The organism is Janthinobacterium sp. LS2A, assembly GCF_036543145.1.
Taxonomy (GTDB): domain Bacteria; phylum Pseudomonadota; class Gammaproteobacteria; order Burkholderiales; family Burkholderiaceae_D; genus Janthinobacterium; species Janthinobacterium aestuarii.
On the sequence record NZ_JAZHPB010000005.1, the window covers coordinates 353325 to 371241 of the forward strand.

Sequence of the window (17917 nt, forward strand, 5' to 3'; positions counted from 1 at the left end):
CTATCGTGTTCCGACTTGGGAGTGGGTGGAAATCCTATCGTCCTCGCCAGGCTCTTCGTCCTGGTCCGGGGCGGCGCCATCGTGCTGGTCGTACTGACCGTCAAACTGATCTTCCTGCGGTGCCTCGTCGTTCTGATACAGGTGGGCCGAACCGGGCGCCTTCCTGGCCATCTCGACGATCGCATCGCGCAGCAGGTCGAGCCCGCTGCCCTTCTGCGCACTGACGAACACGCGACTGATCGTAGCATATTCGTCGCGCTCCACCGAAGGCTCCAGCCCGGCCGCATCGATCTTGTTCCACACGAGGATTTGCGGAATATGATCGGCGCCGATCTCTTTCAAGACCAGGTTGACCTGCTCGATCTGCTCCATGCGCACCGGCGACGCGGCGTCGACGACGTGCAGCAGCAAATCGGCATGGATGGTTTCTTCGAGCGTGGCGCGGAATGCGGCCACCAGCTGATGCGGCAATTCGCGCACGAAGCCGACCGTGTCGGAGATCACCACGTTGCCCACTTCCTGCCCCAGGTAAACCCGGCGCGAGGTGGTGTCGAGCGTGGCGAACAACTGGTCGGCGACGTACACGCCGGCCTTGGTCACGGCATTGAACAGGGTCGACTTGCCGGCATTGGTATAGCCGACCAGGGACACGGAGAATGTGTGATTGCGGCCGCGCGCACGGCGCTGCGTTTCGCGCTGCTTGTGCAGCTTTTCCAGACGGGCGCGCAAGGCCTTGACGCGGTCGCCGATCAGCCGGCGGTCGGTCTCGAGCTGCGTCTCGCCGGGACCGCGCAAGCCGATACCGCCCTTTTGCCGCTCAAGGTGGGTCCAGCCGCGGATCAGGCGCGTGGCCAGATGCTGCAGCTGGGCCAGTTCGACTTGCAGCTTGCCCTCGTGGCTCTTGGCGCGCTGCGCGAAGATGTCGAGGATCAGGCTGGTACGGTCGAGCACGCGCACATTCAGGCGCTTTTCCAGATTGCGCTGCTGGGCAGGCGAGAGGGCATGATTGAAGATGACGATTTCCAGGCCATCGTTGACGACGACGTCGCCAATTTCATCAGCCTTGCCGCTGCCGACGAAATATGCGGAATCGGGACTCGAACGCTTGGCCGTGATGGTGGAAATCGGGTCGGCGCCAGCCGAACGCGACAACAGCATGAGTTCCTCCATGCTGGCGGCGAAGTCGCTGTGACCGAAGTCAACTCCGACTAGTGCCGCGCGCATGATGGCATCTGATAAGTTGTGGCGGACGCCGACGCCGATGCAAACGCATCAGCGCCGCTGGCGCGGACGGGGGCGATGGACGGTGAAAGGCGCTGGGCCGTCAAGCTCAACGCTTTACTCCGCTTCAGATTCAATATTGAGATTGACGGCACGGGCCGGCACCACTGTCGAGATGGCATGCTTGTACACCATCTGTGTCACTGTATTGCGCAGCAATACGACATATTGATCGAACGATTCGATATGGCCCTGCAATTTAATGCCATTGACCAGATAGATCGAGACAGGAACATGCTCTTTGCGTAATGCATTGAGGAATGGGTCTTGTAACAGTTGCCCTTTGTTGCTCATAACAGCTCCGTTGTTTATGTTGTTGTGTAAGAATTGGAGGCGACTCGCTTGATTTCAAGTGCTCTCACACCTTTCAAAGAAAGAAAGATGCGTCATAGCTACTGTAACCTGTTTTCGCGATCGCTGTCGCGCATGGCGCATTAACACTTTATTATTTTCGTGCAAACAGCCATTAAATGACTGTCGGCGCCGCATTATCTCCGCGGCGCCTTAATATGCACTTAATTCAGCATTTAAAACATTACTTGCTTGGCGTGCGTGCAAACGGGTTTTTACCCGTACGCAATTCGATACGCAGCGGCGTGCCGACCAGGGCAAACGTATCGCGGAAATGTTTTTCCAGATAACGCTTGTACGGGTCGCCGACGGCGTCGAGCGCATTGCCGTGAATAACGATCACAGGCGGGTTCATGCCGCCCTGATGCGCATAGCGCAGCTTCGGACGGATCGAACCCTTGCGGCGCGGCTCCTGCTTCTCCACCGCTTCGATCAGGGCGCGCGTCAGCTTCGGCGTCGACAAATCGCACATGGCGGCCGCATACGCGGCGTTGAGCGACTTCATCAATGGACCGATGTTGGTGCCTTTCAGCGCGGAAATGAAATGCATCTGCGCGAACGACAGGAAATCGAGCTTGCGGTCGATATCGATCTTGATTTCATCGCGCTCGTGCGATTGCAAGCCATCCCATTTATTCACGGCCACGACCAGCGCGCGGCCCGATTCCAGGATGAAGCCGGCGATATGCGCGTCTTGCTCCGAGATATCCTGCTGCGCGTCGAGCATCAGCACGACCACGTTGGCTTCGGAAATCGACTGCAGCGTTTTCACGACAGAGAATTTCTCGATCGCTTCGAACACCTTGCCGCGGCGGCGGATACCGGCCGTGTCGATCAAGGTGTATTGCTGGCCATCGCGCTCGAACGGGATTTCGATCGAATCGCGCGTCGTGCCCGGCATGTCGAAGGCGATCACGCGCTCTTCGCCCAGCAAGGTATTGATCAAGGTCGACTTGCCCACGTTCGGACGGCCGACGAGGGCGATCTTGATGCCGCGGTCGGTCTTTTCCAGCTCTTCAGGCTCATCCGGACGCTGCGCGAACGCCAGGTCCAGCATCACTTCGACGAGGTCGTTGACGCCGTCGCCATGCGCCGACGAGATCGCATACGGATCGCCCATGCCCAATTCATAGAATTCGGACACGACGGCCGTGTAGCGCATGCCTTCGCTTTTGTTGACTACCAGCAAGACCGGACGGCCGCTCTTGCGCAGGAAGTCGACGATGGTCTTGTCATGCGGGGTCAGGCCCTGACGGCCGTCCACGATGAATACCACCACGTCGGCCTCGGCCACGGCCTGCTTGGTCTGCAGTGCCATCTGGTGCATGATGCCTTCCTTGGCGACGGGTTCGAAACCACCCGTATCGATGACGAGGAAGGGACGTTCGCCGACACGGCCTTCGCCATAGTGACGATCGCGCGTCAACCCAGGCAAATCCGCCACCAGCGCATCGCGCGAGCGGGTCAGACGATTGAATAAAGTCGATTTCCCAACATTGGGTCGACCTACTAGTGCAATTACCGGCTTCATTGTATTACTCGACCGCGAGAGCGGTCACTGTCCCTGATTGGGTTTGAAAAATCAAATTCGAACCGGCAACAACGGGAGCCGAAACAATCGGGCTACCGTCGGTGCTGACACGACCTATTAATGCACCATCTTCCCGTGACAGGAAGTGGATGTAACCTTGATAATCGCCAACGGCGACGCTGCGGCCGTAGGAGGCCGGCGTCGACAGGCGGCGGCGCGCCAGCGCGTCATTCTTCCAGGCGCTCTGGCCGCCTTCGCGGCTGAACGCCACGACGGCGCCCTGGTCATCGGCGGTGAACACGAAACGCTGGTCGACGGCCACGCCCACATCGGACGAGATCGGCTTGGTCCAGCGCGGCACGCCCGTGGCGGCATCGAAACAACCCGCCTTGCCCTGGTATGTGACAGCGCACACTTCGCCTTCGTACACCACCGGCGTGCCGGCGATGTCGGAGACGCGCTCCAGTTCGGTGGCGCCGCGCGGTTCGCTGACGACGACCTCCCAGCGTACCACACCGGTGGCCGCCGTCAGTGCCAGCAGCTTGCCGCCCGGCTGGGCCACGTAGATGTTCGCGCCGCCCAGCGCCATGCCCGGCGCATTGCGCAAGGTCAATGCCGGCGTGACGCGCTGCACCGTCCACTTGCGCTCGCCCGTCTTGGCGTCGAAGCCGACGATGCGGTTATCCACGCTGCGCACCACGACCACGCCCTGTCCCACGACGGGCGCCGTCAATACTTCGCTGGACGCCTGCGCCTTCCACAGCTGCTTGCCATCGGCGTCAAACGCCAGCACGGCGCCCTTGGCGGCGCCGACGGCCACGACCGTGCCATCGCTGCCGGGGCTCGACGTGATGTCGCTGCCGGCCTTGACGCGCCACGTTTCACGGCCGCTGGCCGCATCGAGGCGCGCCAGCGCGCCATCGGCACTGACCACGTACAGGCTGCTGCCAGCCAGCGCAGGCGTAAACGCGTACACGCCAGCCTTGCCGATCGAATACTTCCAGGCGTCGCGCACGGCGATGCTCGATTTTAACTCGACCAGCTTGGCCGGCTCGGTTTTCGGATCTTTCGAGGCGAACGGGTTCCAGGACGAGCAACCGGCCATCAGGGCCAACAGACTTGCAGCTACCAGCTTTTCAGTGACACGCATAAGTGTTATCCAACCTTTTTCTTGTACTTGTAAGGGCAAGGCGGGCGGCGCACAACGCCACCCGGCCCTGCCATCAGTGTTCCTGTCAGGCGGCGGCCTTGTCAGCCTTGGCCTTGTCTTCCGGTACCGTACCGCCGATCGCTTCCAGTTTGACCTGGATCAGCTGACGGCCTGGATTGTTTTTGTCCGTCGCGGCCAGAGCGGCCAGGTAAGCCGTGCGGGCGTCGGCCAGCTTGTTTTGCGCCACCAGGATGTCGCCCTTGCGGTCGGCCACGGCGCCGGCAAATTGCGCCACGGAAGCCGTTGCCAGCACTTTCAGCGCTTCATCGTAGGCTTTTTCATCCAGCAGAACACCGGCCAGGCGCAGCTTGGCGATGGCCTTGTACTCTTCCGTGCCATGCTCGGCCACCCATTGCAGCTGGGTCTTGGCCGTTTTCAGGTCGTTCGCGTCGAACGCCACCTTGGCCGCGGCCAGGGCGCTCATCTGCGCGTATGCCGTGCCGCTGAAACGCGATTGCATGTCGCCAGCCGCGCGCATCACCTTGGCCGTGTCCTTGGCGGCGATGGCGTTCTGCAGTTCGTCGTATAACTGGCCCGCTTGCGCAGCCTGCGTGCGCTGGTAGTACTGCCAGCCAGCCCAGCCGCTGTAGCCTGCCAGCGCCACGATCAGGACCCAGGAGGTCAGATTGCCATTGCGCTGCCACCAGGCTTTGAGGGTTGCCAGTTGTTCTTGTTCTTCGTGATCGTATGCCATGGGTCGTCAGTTTTAATGAGTAGTTGATCGAGGGTAGAACGGTCTTGCGTCAAATCAGTGGTGATGATGCACGTGGCCGCCAGGACCGTGGTCATGGCCGCAATCGTGGTCGCCGATGATCTGGTCTACCACGTAATCGACGACATCGTCGAACGGCACCGTGTTCTGCTGTGCGCCCGCATCGGCTTCGCGCATGGCTTTCACCGTCGCGACATGGTTGGCGATTTCATCGTCGCCCATGATCACGGCAAATGCCGCACCGCTGGCGTCCGCCTTTTTCATTTGCGTCTTGAAGCTGCCGCCACCGTTGCTCGCTGCGCAATGTAGCACAACGTCCAGGCCGGCATCGCGAATCCGCTCGGCCAGCACGAACGCTTGCAAGCCTGCCTGCTCGCCCTGGTGCACCAGGTAGACGTCGCACTGGGCCGGCTGCTCCGGCTCGGCCGCGTCCTTCATCAGCAGCACCAGGCGTTCGACGCCCATGCCGAAACCGACGGCGGGCGTCGATTTGCCGCCAAACATTTCCACCATGCCGTCATAGCGGCCGCCGGCGCAGACCGTGCCTTGCGCGCCCAGCTTGTCGCTGACCCACTCGAACACCGTGCGGTTGTAGTAATCGAGGCCGCGCACCAGGCGTGGATTGATGATGAATGGAATATTGTTGTGGTTCAGAATCTTCTGCACGCCGTGGAAATGGGCCAGCGATTCCTCGCCCAAGTACTCGAGCAGCTTCGGCGCGCCATTGACCAGATCCTGCATGGCAGGGTTCTTGGTATCGAGGATGCGCAGCGGATTGCTGTGCAGGCGGCGCTTGGCTTCTTCGTCGAGCAGCTCGCTGTGGCTTTCCAGGTAGGCGATCAGGTCGGCGCGGTGGCGCAGGCGCTCGGCCGCGTCGCCGATCGAGTTCAGTTCCAGGCGGATGCCTTCCAGGCCCAGGTCATCCCACAGGCGGCGCGTCATCATGATCAGCTCGGCGTCGATGTCCGGGCCCGTGAAGCCGATGGCTTCCGCGCCGAACTGGTGAAACTGGCGGTAGCGGCCCTTTTGCGGACGCTCGTGGCGGAACATCTGGCCCTTGTACCACAGGCGTTTCGGGCCTTCGTAGACGAGGTTGTGCTCGACGACGGCGCGCACCACGCCGGCCGTGCCTTCAGGACGCAGGGTCAGGTTGTCGCCGTTCATCGAATCGGTGAACGAATACATTTCCTTTTCCACGATATCGGTCACGGCGCCGATGGCGCGCGCGAACAATTTCGTTTCTTCCACGATCGGCGTGCGGATCTGCTGGAAGCCATAGCTTTGCAGTACGGATTGCGCCGTGTTTTCAAACAATTCCCACAGCGGGGCGTCAGCTGGCAGGATATCGTTCATGCCTTTGACAGCGGTGATTTTGTCGAGCTTTTTATTTTCGGACATAGTGTTCTTCTTTGCTTTAACTTGATTGCCGGATGACGCGCGTAGCGCTAATCCGACCTACCTGACCTACGCCGTTGCCGTGGCGGCGGCGCCGTAATGGCTTTTAACATAATTGAGGACGATGTCCTGGAATTCCTCGACGATGCGTTCGCCGCGCAGGGTGACGACTTTTTCGCCGTCGACGAACACGGGCGCGGCCGGCGACTCGCCCGTGCCGGGCAGGCTGATGCCGATGTTCGCATGCTTCGATTCGCCGGGCCCGTTGACGATGCAGCCCATGACGGCCACGTTCATCGCTTCCACGCCCGGATACGATTTCTTCCACTCCGGCATCTGCTCGCGCAGATACGTCTGGATGTTGTCGGCCAGCTCCTGGAAGGTGGTCGACGTCGTGCGGCCGCAACCGGGACAGGCGATGACCATGGGCGCGAACTTGCGCAAGCCCATGGTTTGCAAAATTTCCTGGCCGACGATGACTTCACGCGTGCGGTCGCCGCCCGGTTCGGGCGTCAGCGAAATGCGGATGGTGTCGCCGATGCCTTCCTGCAGCAGCACGGCCAGGGCCGCCGTCGAAGCGACGATGCCCTTGCTGCCCATGCCCGCTTCCGTCAGGCCCAGGTGCAGCGGATAATCGCAGCGCTGCGCCAGTTCGCGGTACACGGCGATCAGGTCCTGCACGCCCGAGACCTTGCACGACAGGATGATCTTGTCGCGCGCCAGGCCCAGTTCTTCGGCGCGCACGGCGTTTTCAATCGCCGACGTCACCAGCGCTTCATACATGACGGCTTGCGCCGGCCACGGTTCGGCGCGGCCCGCGTTTTCATCCATGATGCGTGCCAGCAAGGCTTGATCGAGGCTGCCCCAGTTCACGCCGATGCGCACCGGCTTGTCGTAGCGGCAAGCCGCTTCGATCATTTGCGCAAATTGCGTGTCGCGCTTGGCGCCCTTGCCCACGTTGCCCGGATTGATGCGGTACTTCGACAGCGCGCGCGCGCAATCGGGGTAGTCGTTGAGCAGGGTATGGCCGTTATAGTGGAAATCGCCGACCAGCGGCACGTCGATATCCATCTTGTCGAGCTGCTCGCGGATGTAGGGCACGGCCGCAGCCGCTTCCGGACGGTCCACCGTCAGGCGCACCAGTTCCGAACCGGCACGCGCCAGTTCCTTGATCTGGATCGCCGTGCCGATGGCGTCGGCCGTATCCGTGTTCGTCATCGACTGCACCACCACGGGGGCGTCGCCGCCCACCCAGATCTGGCGCTGGCCGTGCGCGATCAGCACCTTGCGGCTGTCGCGCCGGCCGGATGGACCGGAGCCGATCGCTGTTTTCGAGGTAGCCATAATATTATCTTCTGAGTTTGCTTGAACGGTTACTGCAATTATTTGATGCTGACGCGCGAGATCGTGCCGCCGGCAACGGTCGGCAGCTCCAGCTTGGCGCCGCGCAAGGTTGCCTGCACCACACCGGGCTTGCCCACCACCAGGGTGGCCGGGCCCGTGATATCGAACGTTTCCGTGCTGCCCGCCTTGACCATGCGCGAAATCAGCGGCGTGCTGCCAGGGCGGCGGATTTCCACCCAGGAATCCTGCTCCACTTTCAGCACCAGCGCATTCGCGCCCACGGCAGGGGCAGCCACGGGCGGCGTGGCGGAGGCCGTCGCGGCTGTCGCAGGGGCTGGCACGGCGGCTGGCGGCACGGCGGCGGCCGGCGCCGAAGCGATGGCGGAAGCCGGAGCGCCCGTCTGCGTATCGTTGCCTGGTGGCGGCGGTACGGAAATCAGGGGCACGGATGGTGACTGCACGGGCGTCAAGTCCTGGCCCGGCTTGATCAGGGTCGTTTCCACGGGGCCCACTTGCGATGTTTCCTTCCCGGCCTGCGAAGACAGCAGGCTGGCCGGCACGTAGCCGAGTTTATACGCGCCAAAGGCGGCCGCCACGACGACGGCCACGGCGCCGGCGATCCACAGGGGCGTCTGGTTCGACGAGCGCTGCGTCATCGACGGGAAGCGCGATTCGGAAAACGTGGCGGAAATCTCGCGCCGTACGGGCGCGGCCGGGTCTTGCGCCGGCGCCGGGTGGACTTCGATCATGGCCACCAGCGGTGCCGCGTCGAGACGCACGACCTTGGCGTAGGCGCGCACGAAACCGCGCACCACGGCCAGGTTCGGCAAGGCCGCCATGTCGCCCTCTTCCAGCGCGATCACCTGGCGCGGCGCCAGCTTGAGCTGGTCGGCCACCTGCTCCACCGGCCAGCCCAGCGCTTCGCGCTGCGCCTTCAACTGCGCGCCTGCCAACGCCAGATTGCCCTGGGGCTGCTGCTGAGGCGTTTCTGCCCACTCTGAATTCATTGGTATCCCTGTCTCACTCATCAAACGCCCCATTTTGATAAGCAGCATATTCGGGGGAGCCGGCATGGTGGTTGCGCAAATGCGCCCCCAGGCCAGCTTCCGCACCCGCATCCCCGAGCTTATGCTGCACCTTGATCCCGAGCCACAGCACATCGGCCGTCTGGCTCTCCATTGTTACTATCTTACCGAGCCGCTGCAAATAATAAGCCGCCTGCCGGTAGTCTTGCTGTTGGTAATACACGCGCACCAGGCCGGCGTTCGTCACTGCCACGTCCGGTGCGATGCGTACGGCGCGCATCCAATACGCGCCCGCACGCGGGTAATCGTTCAGGGCCAGGCTGCAAGCGCCCCCATTGTTGAGCGCCTTTTCCGGCGATACATACGCCGCGTCCGCCAATGCCGCATCGAAATACGCCAGCGATTGCGCGGCGCGTCCCGTCTGGCACAAAAACAGGCCGTAATTATTGCTCAACTCAGGATTGTGGGGCGCAAGGCGCAAAGCGTAAAGGAAATCTTTCTCGGCAGACGCAGTTTGCCGCTGGGCCGCGAGGATCAGGGCGCGCACGCCATACGCTTGCGCATCGTTCGGCGCCAGTTGCACGGCTTGCTGCGCTTCGGCCAGGGCCACGTCGAGCTGGCCTTGCGCATAGTACGCGCTGGCCAGCTGCAAGCGCAGCGCGGCACGCTCCGGCGCGCCCGCCTGCACGTCCCTGGCGACAGTCTGCGGCGTGGAAGAGGCACAGCCGACCAGCAGCACGGCCAGGCAAACAGCGGCCACAGCGAGCGAGCGTTGGTAAGCCATGCCTTCCCTCATCAGGAGCGGATCTCCACGATCTTGCCGAAATTGGCACCAAATTTCTGTTGATACTCAGTCATCTTTTCCATGCGTTCCTGCACCCGGGTGCGGTCCTTGACTTCGCCGGCCAGCTGGCCGCAGGCCGCGTCGATATCGTCGCCGCGTGTCTTGCGCACGGTGGTGATGATGCCGCCGTCCATCAGCACCTGGGCGAAGGCCTTGATGCGCGGGTTTTTCGAGCGGAACAGGCCCGACTCGGGGAAGGGGTTGAATGGAATCAGGTTGAACTTGCAGTTCACGCCGAACTCGCGGTCTTGCACCAGCGCCAGCAGTTCGCGCGCGTGCTCGTCGCTGTCGTTGACGCCGTCGAGCATGCAGTATTCGAACGTGATGAAATCGCGCGGGGCGAATTCCAGGTAGCGCTTGCAGGCCGCCATCAATTCCTTCAGCGGGTATTTCTTGTTCAGTGGAATCAAGCCGTCGCGCAAGGCATCGTTCGAGGCGTGCAGCGAGACGGCCAGGGCCACCGGCACTTCCTGCGACAGCTTATCCATCATCGGCACGACGCCCGACGTCGACAGGGTCACGCGGCGGCGCGACAGGCCGTAGGCGTTGTCGTCGAGCATCAATTTCAGGGCCGTGACGGTCGGTTCAAAGTTCAGCAGGGGCTCGCCCATGCCCATCATGACCACGTTGGTGATCTGGCGCTCGCCTTTCGGACCCGGTTCGATGCCCTTGGTGCGGCGCAATTCAAATTCCGCCATCCACAGCTGGCCGATGATTTCGCCGACACTGAGGTTGCGGTTGAAGCCTTGCTTGCCCGTCGAGCAGAAACGGCAGTTCACGGCGCAGCCGGCCTGGGTCGAGATGCACAGGGTGCCGCGGTTTTCTTCCGGGATGAACACGGTTTCCACGGCATTGCCATTGCCCACGTCGACCAGCCACTTGCGCGTGCCATCCGTCGACGTGTGGTCGCTGATGATGGCCGGGGCGCGCACTTCGGCGCGCGTGGCCAGCTTGTCGCGCAGCGACTTGGCCAGGTCCGTCATGGCGTCGAAATCAGAGGCGCCAAACTGGTGTATCCAACGTTGCAATTGTTTCGCACGAAACGGTTTCTCTCCCAACTCGGCGCAGTAAGCGATGAGTTGCGCGGGATCGAGGTCCAGCAAGTTGGTGAGGGTCGTCGTATTCATGATCTTGTCTATTCTAAAAATCCGTCCCCGCGCGCATCCGGAGCGAAAACTCCACAGCGCAGCGGGAACAGGGGGTGATAAGTTATTTCACAGATAACGCCAGGAAATAACGTTATCTAAGGCAATTAAGCCTTCAGTTCTGGGAAGAAGTAAGCGATTTCCACTTTAGCAGCTTCGACAGCGTCGGAACCGTGTACGGCGTTTGCGTCGATCGAATCGGCGAAATCGGCGCGGATCGTGCCTTTTTCTGCTTTCTTCGGATCGGTCGCGCCCATCAGGTCACGGTGGGCCAGAACGGCGTTTTCGCCTTCCAGGGCTTGAATCATGACTGGACCGGAAACCATGAAGTCGACCAGATCCTTGAAGAAGCCGCGTTCTTTGTGCGCTGCGTAGAAGCCTTCAGCTTGTTCGCGCGACAGTTGGGTCATGCGTGCTGCAACGATTTTCAGGCCAGCGTTTTCAAAACGCGAGTAGATTTGACCGATTACGTTTTTTGCAACTGCGTCTGGTTTGATGATCGACAGGGTGCGTTCGATTGCCATGTGTGAAAACTCCAATAAAAAGTAAGGTTTAAAACGGTAAATTGAGAACTCAATCAACCTTTGATTTTACCATACTCCACCCCATATCACCCAGACAGGCAGGGGGCATCTTGCCGCCCTCCCCCTGTTTAATGAAATCTTAAGCTGCTTTTTTGGCAAATTCCGGCCCTCATGCTATCCTTGAGTAAAGCAGTAATTTGAATTGACAACACGGAGGCACTATGAATCAGAACATGCAACGCACCTTTGACCTGTCGGGGGGCATGCAGCAAGTCCGCCATCAGGTCTTGCGCAACACTTACTGGCTGCTGGCGCTGTCCATGATCCCGACCGTGCTGGGCGCCTTCATCGGCGTGCAAATGCATTTGCCGATGCTGACCGGCGGCATGGGCTTCATCATCTTCATGGCCGTCGCATTCGGCTTCATGTACGCGATTGAAAAGACGAAGAACTCGGGCCTCGGCGTCGCCGTCCTGCTGGGCTTCACCTTCTTCATGGGCCTGATGCTCACGCCTATCCTGACGCGCACGCTCGGCTACTCGAACGGCGGCATGCTGATCATGACGGCATTCGGCGGCACGGCCACCATCCTGGCCGTGATGGCGACGATCGCCACGGTCTCGAAGCGCGACTTCTCGGCCATGGGCAAATGGCTGTTCGCCGGCGTGATCGTGCTGATCCTCGCATCGGTGGCGAATATTTTCCTGGGCCTGTCGGCACTGTCGATCGTGATCTCCATGGTCGCCATCGCCATCTTCTCAGCCTACATCCTGTATGACGTGCAGCAAATCATCAACGGCGGCGAGACCAACTACATCTCGGCCACCCTGCGCATCTACCTGGACGTGTACAACATCTTCACCAGCCTGTTGTCGCTTTTAGGTTTCGCTGGCGGCAGCCGCGACTAAGCATTGCGCTTAAACAAAAAGCCGACCCTCGGGTCGGCTTTTTTTACGTCTGTCGCATCTACTTGATTCTCTCCGCCACCTCGAGCAGGCAGGCGCGGGCACGGTCCAGGGTCGGGTTGCCGCGCTGGGCCGCGTAGACGGCGTAGGCGGAATGCGAGAATTCGGGCGCGTCGCGCACGCGGTGCAGCAAACCGGCATCGAGATAGGGTCGCGCGCTGCCGATACGGAAATAGCTGGCGCCACCCACGTCCAGCAGATAGACGAGGGCCAGCGGCCCCAGCGAGATCGACACGGGCGGACTGCTCAGCTCCGGGTACGCGGCCTGGTGGTTCGCGGCAAACGCCGGCCCCCAATCCACGTACACATAGGCATCGGCATGCATCTGCCCGTCGGCGCGCGTGGTCACCATCACCAGCTTTTCCTCGGCCAGCAATTCGCTGGCCAAGCCCGGACGCTGCGGCGGGTTGTACAGCACGGCCAGGTCGAGCGAGCCGTCATGCACGGCGTCGAGCAGACGCGCGGAACTGTCGACTTCCGCGCGCAGGGCGATCTCGGGGCAATCGCGCGCCATGCGGATCAGCCAGTCGCCCAGCAGCGGCTGCCACAGACTCAGTTCGCAGCCGATGCTGATGGCGTCATCGCGCCCCGGCGGCAAGGCCACCTGGTGGCGCGCCCGCTCCCACACCTGCACCATGGTGGCCGCATGGCGCATGAAGCGCTCGCCGGCCGACGTCAGCCGTGCGCCGGCCTTGTTGCGCACGAACAGCTGGCGCCCCAGTTGCTGCTCCAGGGTGCGGATGCGGGCGCTGACGGCCGTCTGCGTCACGTGCATGCGTTCGGCGGCCATGATGAAGCTGCCGCAGGACGCCACTTCGAGGAAGGTACGCGCTTGATTGATATCCATCAATCCATCATATCAGCTGCCGAGCATCTCAACTGACACGCTCGTAGCCGCCCAGCACGCCCTGCTTCGACAAGACCCATTGCCACAGCTGCAGGTCGCGCGCGCGGAAGGCGCCGGCGCAGGACAGCAGATAGTAGGACCACATGCGGTGGAAGCGCCCGCCCAGCTGGGCGGCAAAGCGCGGCCACGCCATCTCAAAATTTGCATGCCAGGCCATCAGGGTCTTGTCATAGTCGGCGCCGAAGTTGTGCAAGTCCTCGGCCACGAACAGATCGTCCATGGCGTCGCCGATCTGGCCGACCGATGGCAGGTCGCCATTCGGGAAGATGTATTTGTCGATCCACGGATCGCATGTGGAATGGCGCTTGTTTTTGCCGATAGTGTGCAGCAGGAACAGGCCGTCGTCTTCCAGGCAGCGGTGCGCCACTTCCATGAAGGTGCGGTGATTCTTGTGGCCCACGTGCTCGAACATGCCGATGCTGACGATGCGGTCGAATTTTTCATCGGTGTCGCGGTAATCCTGCAGGCGGATGTCCAGGTGCTCGCCGCCCGGCATGGCGCGCGAATACGCGGCCTGCTCTTGCGAAATCGTCACGCCCACGCACCGCACCTGGTATTTTTCCGCCGCATAGCGCATGAAACTGCCCCAGCCGCAGCCGATGTCGAGCACGCGCATGCCCGGCTCCAGGCGCAGCTTGCGGCAGACCAGATCGAGCTTGGCTTCCTGCGCCTCGGCAAGATTGGCCGCATCCTTCCAGTAACCACACGTGTACGTCATGCGCGGATCGAGCATGGCCGCATAGAAGGCGTTGCCCAGGTCGTAGTGTTCCTTGCCCACCATCCAGGCGCGGCGCTCCGTCTGCAGGTTGAACAGGCGCGCGGTCAGGGCGTGGAAGGCCAGGCGCATGGGGCGCACGTCATCGGCCGCCCTGGCGCGCAGCAAATGGCAAAAGAATTCATCGAGCTGCTGCGCATCCCAGTCACCATCCATGTAGGCTTCGCCCAGGCCCAGGTTGCCGCTGGCGAAGGCGCGCTCGGGCACGCCCGGCTTGCGCAGCTGCATGTCCCAGGCGGCGCGGCCATTCAAATGGATATCGGCCCTGGCCAGCAGCTCGGCCGCTTCGCGGGTCAGCCTTGTATCGAGCCGAAGTTCAGTACGATCTGCTGGTGCTTGCTGTAACTGTGTCATGTGCTGCGTGTTCATGCCCTGCCGCCTCCAGATGGTTGGTACTGGCGCCGCGCCAGCCATCAAATTATCCGCCCGCCACCGCTATCTGGATAATGAAACATCATGGCCATTCATATCAAAATAATTGCTGCAAAATGACTTGAATCAATTATTTTATGGAAATATCTTATACAAGAAGCGCACCGTAGCATGAAAAAAGCCGCCCATAAGGCGGCTGTTCGCGGCATCTTGGCCCCGCCATCAGAAGTCGTGATTCGATGGATACTTGCTGTAAAAATCGTTATCCCATTTGAAATTGGTAAACGCCACCGTCATCGATACGTCGAGCGCTTCGACGAAATGCCAGCAGCCGACGGGTAAAAACAGGATCTCGCCCGGCGCCAGCACGCATTCGCGCACCTGCACGTCGGCCATCAGCGGGTAGCGCCGCAGGTCGATGTCGCGCCCGTCGACGGGCGTAAAACAGTGGCGCTGGTTGTACACGCGCGCCACCTCGCAGGCGGCCATGATGCGCAGGCGCTTGCGCCCTTTGACCTGCGCCATGAAGTTGTTCGTCAGGTCGTGGTGGAATGGCGTCACCGTGCCGGCCGGGCCGAACCACAGAAAGCCCGTGGGGCCGCCATCTTGCTTCAGGTATTCGGGCAGCTGGCCAATATCGTCCCACAGCTCGCGCAAGGCTTGCCGGTTCTGCGAATTGTTATTTGCCGTCATGTAGAAATCGTTGGTCGCGCCGCTGCCCTCGACCAGGCTCGCATACTCGCCGAACGCCATCTTGCGCTTGTGGGCCACGCTGTTCATCTCGTACTGATCGTCCGCCTCGCGGCCGAACTGCACTTCCACTTCGCGCTGCGCGTAATGCTCGCGGAAATAGGCGGGGCTCCACTTGGCCATGGCGGACCAGTCGTCCATCATGCCCGTGATGATGACGGGCTGGTTGGTGCAGTAGTATTCATCCAGGAATTCCTGCGCGGAGAGCTTGTCGCGGCGGGGGATCTCGGGGTCGCGCAGCTGGTTCAGCTTGCGCTGGATATCGATCACCCAGTCGCGCTTGGCCAGGCGGTTCGACAGGCGCACGGCGCCGGCAAGATAGGGGCTTTGCAGCGCCAGCTCGATTTCGCGGCGCGCCAGGGGCTCCGCGATGCCGGCCTGTTGCAGCACCGGCATCAGCGCCGACGGGTGGCTGCCCAGCATGAGGTTTTCCGCAATCCAGCTGCGCCACTCGCGGCTCAGTTCCTGTTCCGGATGTTTTACTCCGAATGTCGATACCGCCGCCATCGCCCGTCTCCTGTTTTTTATGTGAACAAGCGGCCGGGCAGCAATGCCGCCCGGCCGCGTCTTACTCTACTCCAGTGTTACCGCACTTTCCACACCTCGGTCGCCAGCACGCCATTCGCGTCGCCATCGAGTTCCCACGAGAACGCGCCGCGCAAGCCCTGGTCCTTCACGTATTTCACCTTGGTGCCGATGACGGTCGGATCGTCATAGCTCCACCACTGGCCGCCCGCACCCGTGTACAGGTACAGCTGCTTGGTCACGGGATGGTAGTAGCGCGTGCCAGCCTTGGCCACGAGGATTTTGTAGTCCTCGATGCCCGACTCGTAGGTGCCCGGCGCCGTGCCCGTGGCCGCCTGGTACAGGCCATCGCCGTTCGGCCCTGGCGCCACGCCCGTCCAGCCGCGGCCATAGAACGGTATGCCCAGCAGCAGTTTGTCGCGCGGCACGCCGGCGGCAATCATGTACTGTACCGCCTTGTCGCCCACGTATTCGCGCGCCATGCCCGTCGACGGATCGGCAGGGTCGGCAAACAGCTGGGCGTTGAAGTTGGTGCTCGTTTCCCAGCCGCCGTGGAAGTCGTAGGTCATCAGGTTGATCCAATCCATGTACTGCGAGTACAGGGCCGGTTCCGTGTTGTCGATCTTGTCCTTGCCGGCGCCGACCGCCGCCGTCAACAGGTAGCGCTTGCCGTTGGCCGCACCGAGCGCATCGAGCTGGCTGCGGAATTCCGCCATCAGCAAGGTGAAGTTGCGCTTGTCATTGGGGCTGACCGTGTTGTACGGCTGGCCGCCGCCGACCGGATATTCCCAATCGATGTCGATGCCGTCAAAGATGTTGGCCGCCGCGCCCACGCCGCCGCGACCGCCCTGCACCGGCAGGTTGCCCTTGATGTAGATGTCGATGCACGAGCGCACCATCTGCTTGCGCAGCGCATCCGTGGCCGAACCGACGGAGAAGTTCTTCGACCAGCTCCAGCCGCCCAGCGAAATGAACAGCTTCAGGTTCGGGTGCGCCGCCTTCAGCTTTTTCAGCTGCAGGAAGTTGCCCGACAATGGAGCGTCCCATGGAATGACCTGCCCATCGACGGTGCGCTTCGGCGTGCGGATGTAGTCGGCCTCGGCATCGCCGCCCGTGCCCGCATCGGGCGAATTCGGATTTGTCGCGCCCGGCTCGGCCTTGGTGATCATGCCGCATTCATAACCGCCGTTTTTCGGGTAGATATTGCCGAAGGCGTAGTTGATGAAGGTCAGCTTGTCAGCCACGCCGCTCGTGTGCACGTTCGCCACTTCATAGTCGCGGCCATACACGCCCCACTGCGCGAAATAGGAACCGACTTCGCGGCCCGTTGGCGTTGGCGTTGGCGTTGGCGTTGGAGTAGGTGTCGGCGTTGGGGTTGGCGTAGGTGTCGGAGTAGGCGTCGGAGTCGGAGTCGGAGTCGGAGTCGGAGTTGGCGTTGGAGTCGGAGTCGGCGTGGTGCTGCAGATCTCCTGGCTGGTCCATGGCTTGCCCGTGCCGGCGCCGCCGCTGCTGGTCGACGGGTTGTCGCCCTGCGTCCAGTAATTGGCGCGGTAGTTCGTGCCCGCGTAGCTGACGGTGGCGCCCGCGCTGTAAGCCGTGCCGGCCACCCACGCCAGGGCGCAGGTGCCGCCGGTTGGCGTCGGCGTCGGAGTCGGTGTTGGAGTCGGCGTAGGCTCCGGTGTCGGGGTGGGCGTCGGTGTCGGGGTGGGCGTCGGTGTCGGGGTCGGCGTGGTGCCGCCGTCGCAGGTGCCGCCGGCGCTCCACAGGCTCGGCGTGGAAACGGGATTCCAACCCGAGCCCACGTGATCGGTCTGCGTCACCAGGGCCGTATAGTTGGCGCCCAGATAAGTGACCACCGTGCCCGCGTTATACGTACCGCCCTCTTGCCACGGCACGCAAGCGACCACCGTGCTGGCCGCCAGCAATTGCGAGCCGCCGGACGTGCTGGCGTCGCCGCCACCGCCGCATGCCGCCAGCACGCCACCGCTGGCCAGACATACCATCATGTTCCTGATTGTTTTTTTGATTATTAAATTTTCCACGTTGTCTCCTGTTCAGGTTTGCAGAAATGCCACTCTGCTTCGTAAATAACTACCCTGTGATCTTGTTTTTTTGCAGTTGCAAGAACAGCATGCTGCTGAAAAAATAGGCGGTCAAGTGGTTTTGAAGTGGCATCAAAGTGAGCAATACCACTTCGAACAGAAAGCGCAGCGGAGGGTGCAAACGGCGTGTTGTCCTACTGGACAATCAAAAAACGGCAG

General features: G+C 61.8%; 16 protein-coding genes. 1 reads left to right on the plus strand and 15 read right to left on the minus strand.

Going from position 1 to position 17917, the window contains the following annotated elements; all coding sequences use genetic code 11:
• The 11 genes from hflX to ndk all read right to left on the minus strand — a co-directional run bounded on the left by hflX (position 1) and on the right by ndk (position 11362).
• The gene (gene hflX / locus V3C40_RS17005; RefSeq protein ID WP_034752026.1) at positions 1-1224 is read right to left on the minus strand and encodes a GTPase HflX; all 1224 of its coding nucleotides are present in this window, start codon (positions 1222-1224) and stop codon (positions 1-3) included.
• Between the two features lie 114 nt (positions 1225-1338).
• A complete protein-coding gene (gene hfq, locus V3C40_RS17010) occupies positions 1339-1575 on the minus strand; it encodes an RNA chaperone Hfq (protein WP_008450615.1) in 237 nt (78 codons plus the stop codon).
• Between the two features lie 241 nt (positions 1576-1816).
• Entirely contained in the window at positions 1817-3163 is a 1347-nt protein-coding gene (gene der, locus V3C40_RS17015; RefSeq protein ID WP_034752028.1) for a ribosome biogenesis GTPase Der, read from the minus strand.
• Between the two features lie 4 nt (positions 3164-3167).
• Positions 3168-4313 carry an outer membrane protein assembly factor BamB gene (gene bamB / locus V3C40_RS17020; protein ID WP_331778047.1) on the minus strand — a complete coding sequence of 382 codons (1146 nt, stop codon included), beginning with the start codon at positions 4311-4313 and terminating at the stop codon, positions 3168-3170.
• Positions 4314-4398: 85 nt separating this feature from the next.
• Positions 4399-5067 (minus strand): YfgM family protein, encoded by a 669-nt coding sequence (locus tag V3C40_RS17025; RefSeq protein ID WP_034752031.1) that lies wholly within the window; start codon positions 5065-5067, stop codon positions 4399-4401.
• Between the two features lie 54 nt (positions 5068-5121).
• Positions 5122-6483, minus strand: a complete 1362-nt coding sequence (hisS, locus tag V3C40_RS17030) for a histidine--tRNA ligase (RefSeq protein ID WP_070301526.1) — start codon at positions 6481-6483, stop codon at positions 5122-5124.
• Between the two features lie 66 nt (positions 6484-6549).
• A complete protein-coding gene (gene ispG, locus V3C40_RS17035; RefSeq protein WP_070301527.1) occupies positions 6550-7824 on the minus strand; it encodes a flavodoxin-dependent (E)-4-hydroxy-3-methylbut-2-enyl-diphosphate synthase in 1275 nt (424 codons plus the stop codon).
• A 38-nt stretch (positions 7825-7862) separates the two neighbouring features.
• Positions 7863-8831: a RodZ domain-containing protein gene (locus V3C40_RS17040; RefSeq protein WP_331778048.1), complete on the minus strand. Its 969-nt coding sequence runs from the start codon at positions 8829-8831 to the stop codon at positions 7863-7865.
• Between the two features lie 13 nt (positions 8832-8844).
• The gene (pilW, locus tag V3C40_RS17045; protein WP_331778049.1) at positions 8845-9633 is read right to left on the minus strand and encodes a type IV pilus biogenesis/stability protein PilW; all 789 of its coding nucleotides are present in this window, start codon (positions 9631-9633) and stop codon (positions 8845-8847) included.
• Between the two features lie 11 nt (positions 9634-9644).
• On the minus strand, positions 9645-10820 hold the full coding sequence (rlmN, locus tag V3C40_RS17050) for a 23S rRNA (adenine(2503)-C(2))-methyltransferase RlmN (protein WP_034752035.1): 1176 nt from the start codon (positions 10818-10820) through the stop codon (positions 9645-9647).
• A 125-nt stretch (positions 10821-10945) separates the two neighbouring features.
• Positions 10946-11362 (minus strand): nucleoside-diphosphate kinase, encoded by a 417-nt coding sequence (gene ndk, locus V3C40_RS17055; RefSeq protein WP_034752036.1) that lies wholly within the window; start codon positions 11360-11362, stop codon positions 10946-10948.
• 221 nt (positions 11363-11583) lie between these two features.
• On the opposite strand from ndk, the gene V3C40_RS17060 reads away from it, so the two are divergent.
• Complete coding sequence (locus tag V3C40_RS17060; RefSeq protein WP_034752039.1) at positions 11584-12270, plus strand: Bax inhibitor-1/YccA family protein; 687 nt, start codon at positions 11584-11586, stop codon at positions 12268-12270.
• 58 nt (positions 12271-12328) lie between these two features.
• Here the strand turns inward: V3C40_RS17060 and V3C40_RS17065 are convergent, their stop codons facing one another.
• The 4 genes from V3C40_RS17065 to V3C40_RS17080 all read right to left on the minus strand — a co-directional run bounded on the left by V3C40_RS17065 (position 12329) and on the right by V3C40_RS17080 (position 17662).
• On the minus strand, positions 12329-13174 hold the full coding sequence (locus tag V3C40_RS17065; RefSeq protein ID WP_331778050.1) for a LysR family transcriptional regulator: 846 nt from the start codon (positions 13172-13174) through the stop codon (positions 12329-12331).
• Between the two features lie 28 nt (positions 13175-13202).
• Positions 13203-14363 (minus strand): cyclopropane fatty acyl phospholipid synthase, encoded by a 1161-nt coding sequence (gene cfa, locus V3C40_RS17070; protein ID WP_442907279.1) that lies wholly within the window; start codon positions 14361-14363, stop codon positions 13203-13205.
• Between the two features lie 240 nt (positions 14364-14603).
• Positions 14604-15638, minus strand: coding sequence for a cupin-like domain-containing protein (locus tag V3C40_RS17075; RefSeq protein ID WP_331778052.1), 1035 nt, complete (start codon positions 15636-15638; stop codon positions 14604-14606).
• A 77-nt stretch (positions 15639-15715) separates the two neighbouring features.
• Positions 15716-17662: a glycosyl hydrolase family 18 protein gene (locus V3C40_RS17080; RefSeq protein ID WP_331778053.1), complete on the minus strand. Its 1947-nt coding sequence runs from the start codon at positions 17660-17662 to the stop codon at positions 15716-15718.
• Between the last annotated feature and the right edge of the window lie 255 nt (positions 17663-17917).

Bases quoted from the DNA above. Each gene is read 5' to 3' on its own strand.
- V3C40_RS17060 (WP_034752039.1), top strand. From the start codon at position 11,584: ATGAATCAGAACATGCAACGCACCTTTGACCTGTCGGGGGGCATGCAG.
- V3C40_RS17025 (WP_034752031.1), bottom strand. From the start codon at position 5,067: ATGGCATACGATCACGAAGAACAAGAACAACTGGCAACCCTCAAAGCC.
- bamB (WP_331778047.1), bottom strand. From the start codon at position 4,313: ATGCGTGTCACTGAAAAGCTGGTAGCTGCAAGTCTGTTGGCCCTGATG.
- der (WP_034752028.1), bottom strand. From the start codon at position 3,163: ATGAAGCCGGTAATTGCACTAGTAGGTCGACCCAATGTTGGGAAATCG.
- V3C40_RS17065 (WP_331778050.1), bottom strand. From the start codon at position 13,174: ATGGATATCAATCAAGCGCGTACCTTCCTCGAAGTGGCGTCCTGCGGC.
- rlmN (WP_034752035.1), bottom strand. From the start codon at position 10,820: ATGAATACGACGACCCTCACCAACTTGCTGGACCTCGATCCCGCGCAA.
- cfa (WP_442907279.1), bottom strand. From the start codon at position 14,363: ATGACACAGTTACAGCAAGCACCAGCAGATCGTACTGAACTTCGGCTC.
- ispG (WP_070301527.1), bottom strand. From the start codon at position 7,824: ATGGCTACCTCGAAAACAGCGATCGGCTCCGGTCCATCCGGCCGGCGC.
- pilW (WP_331778049.1), bottom strand. From the start codon at position 9,633: ATGGCTTACCAACGCTCGCTCGCTGTGGCCGCTGTTTGCCTGGCCGTG.
- hflX (WP_034752026.1), bottom strand. From the start codon at position 1,224: ATGCGCGCGGCACTAGTCGGAGTTGACTTCGGTCACAGCGACTTCGCC.
- V3C40_RS17080 (WP_331778053.1), bottom strand. From the start codon at position 17,662: ATGATGGTATGTCTGGCCAGCGGTGGCGTGCTGGCGGCATGCGGCGGT.
- V3C40_RS17075 (WP_331778052.1), bottom strand. From the start codon at position 15,638: ATGGCGGCGGTATCGACATTCGGAGTAAAACATCCGGAACAGGAACTG.
- hisS (WP_070301526.1), bottom strand. From the start codon at position 6,483: ATGTCCGAAAATAAAAAGCTCGACAAAATCACCGCTGTCAAAGGCATG.
- ndk (WP_034752036.1), bottom strand. From the start codon at position 11,362: ATGGCAATCGAACGCACCCTGTCGATCATCAAACCAGACGCAGTTGCA.
- hfq (WP_008450615.1), bottom strand. From the start codon at position 1,575: ATGAGCAACAAAGGGCAACTGTTACAAGACCCATTCCTCAATGCATTA.
- V3C40_RS17040 (WP_331778048.1), bottom strand. From the start codon at position 8,831: ATGAATTCAGAGTGGGCAGAAACGCCTCAGCAGCAGCCCCAGGGCAAT.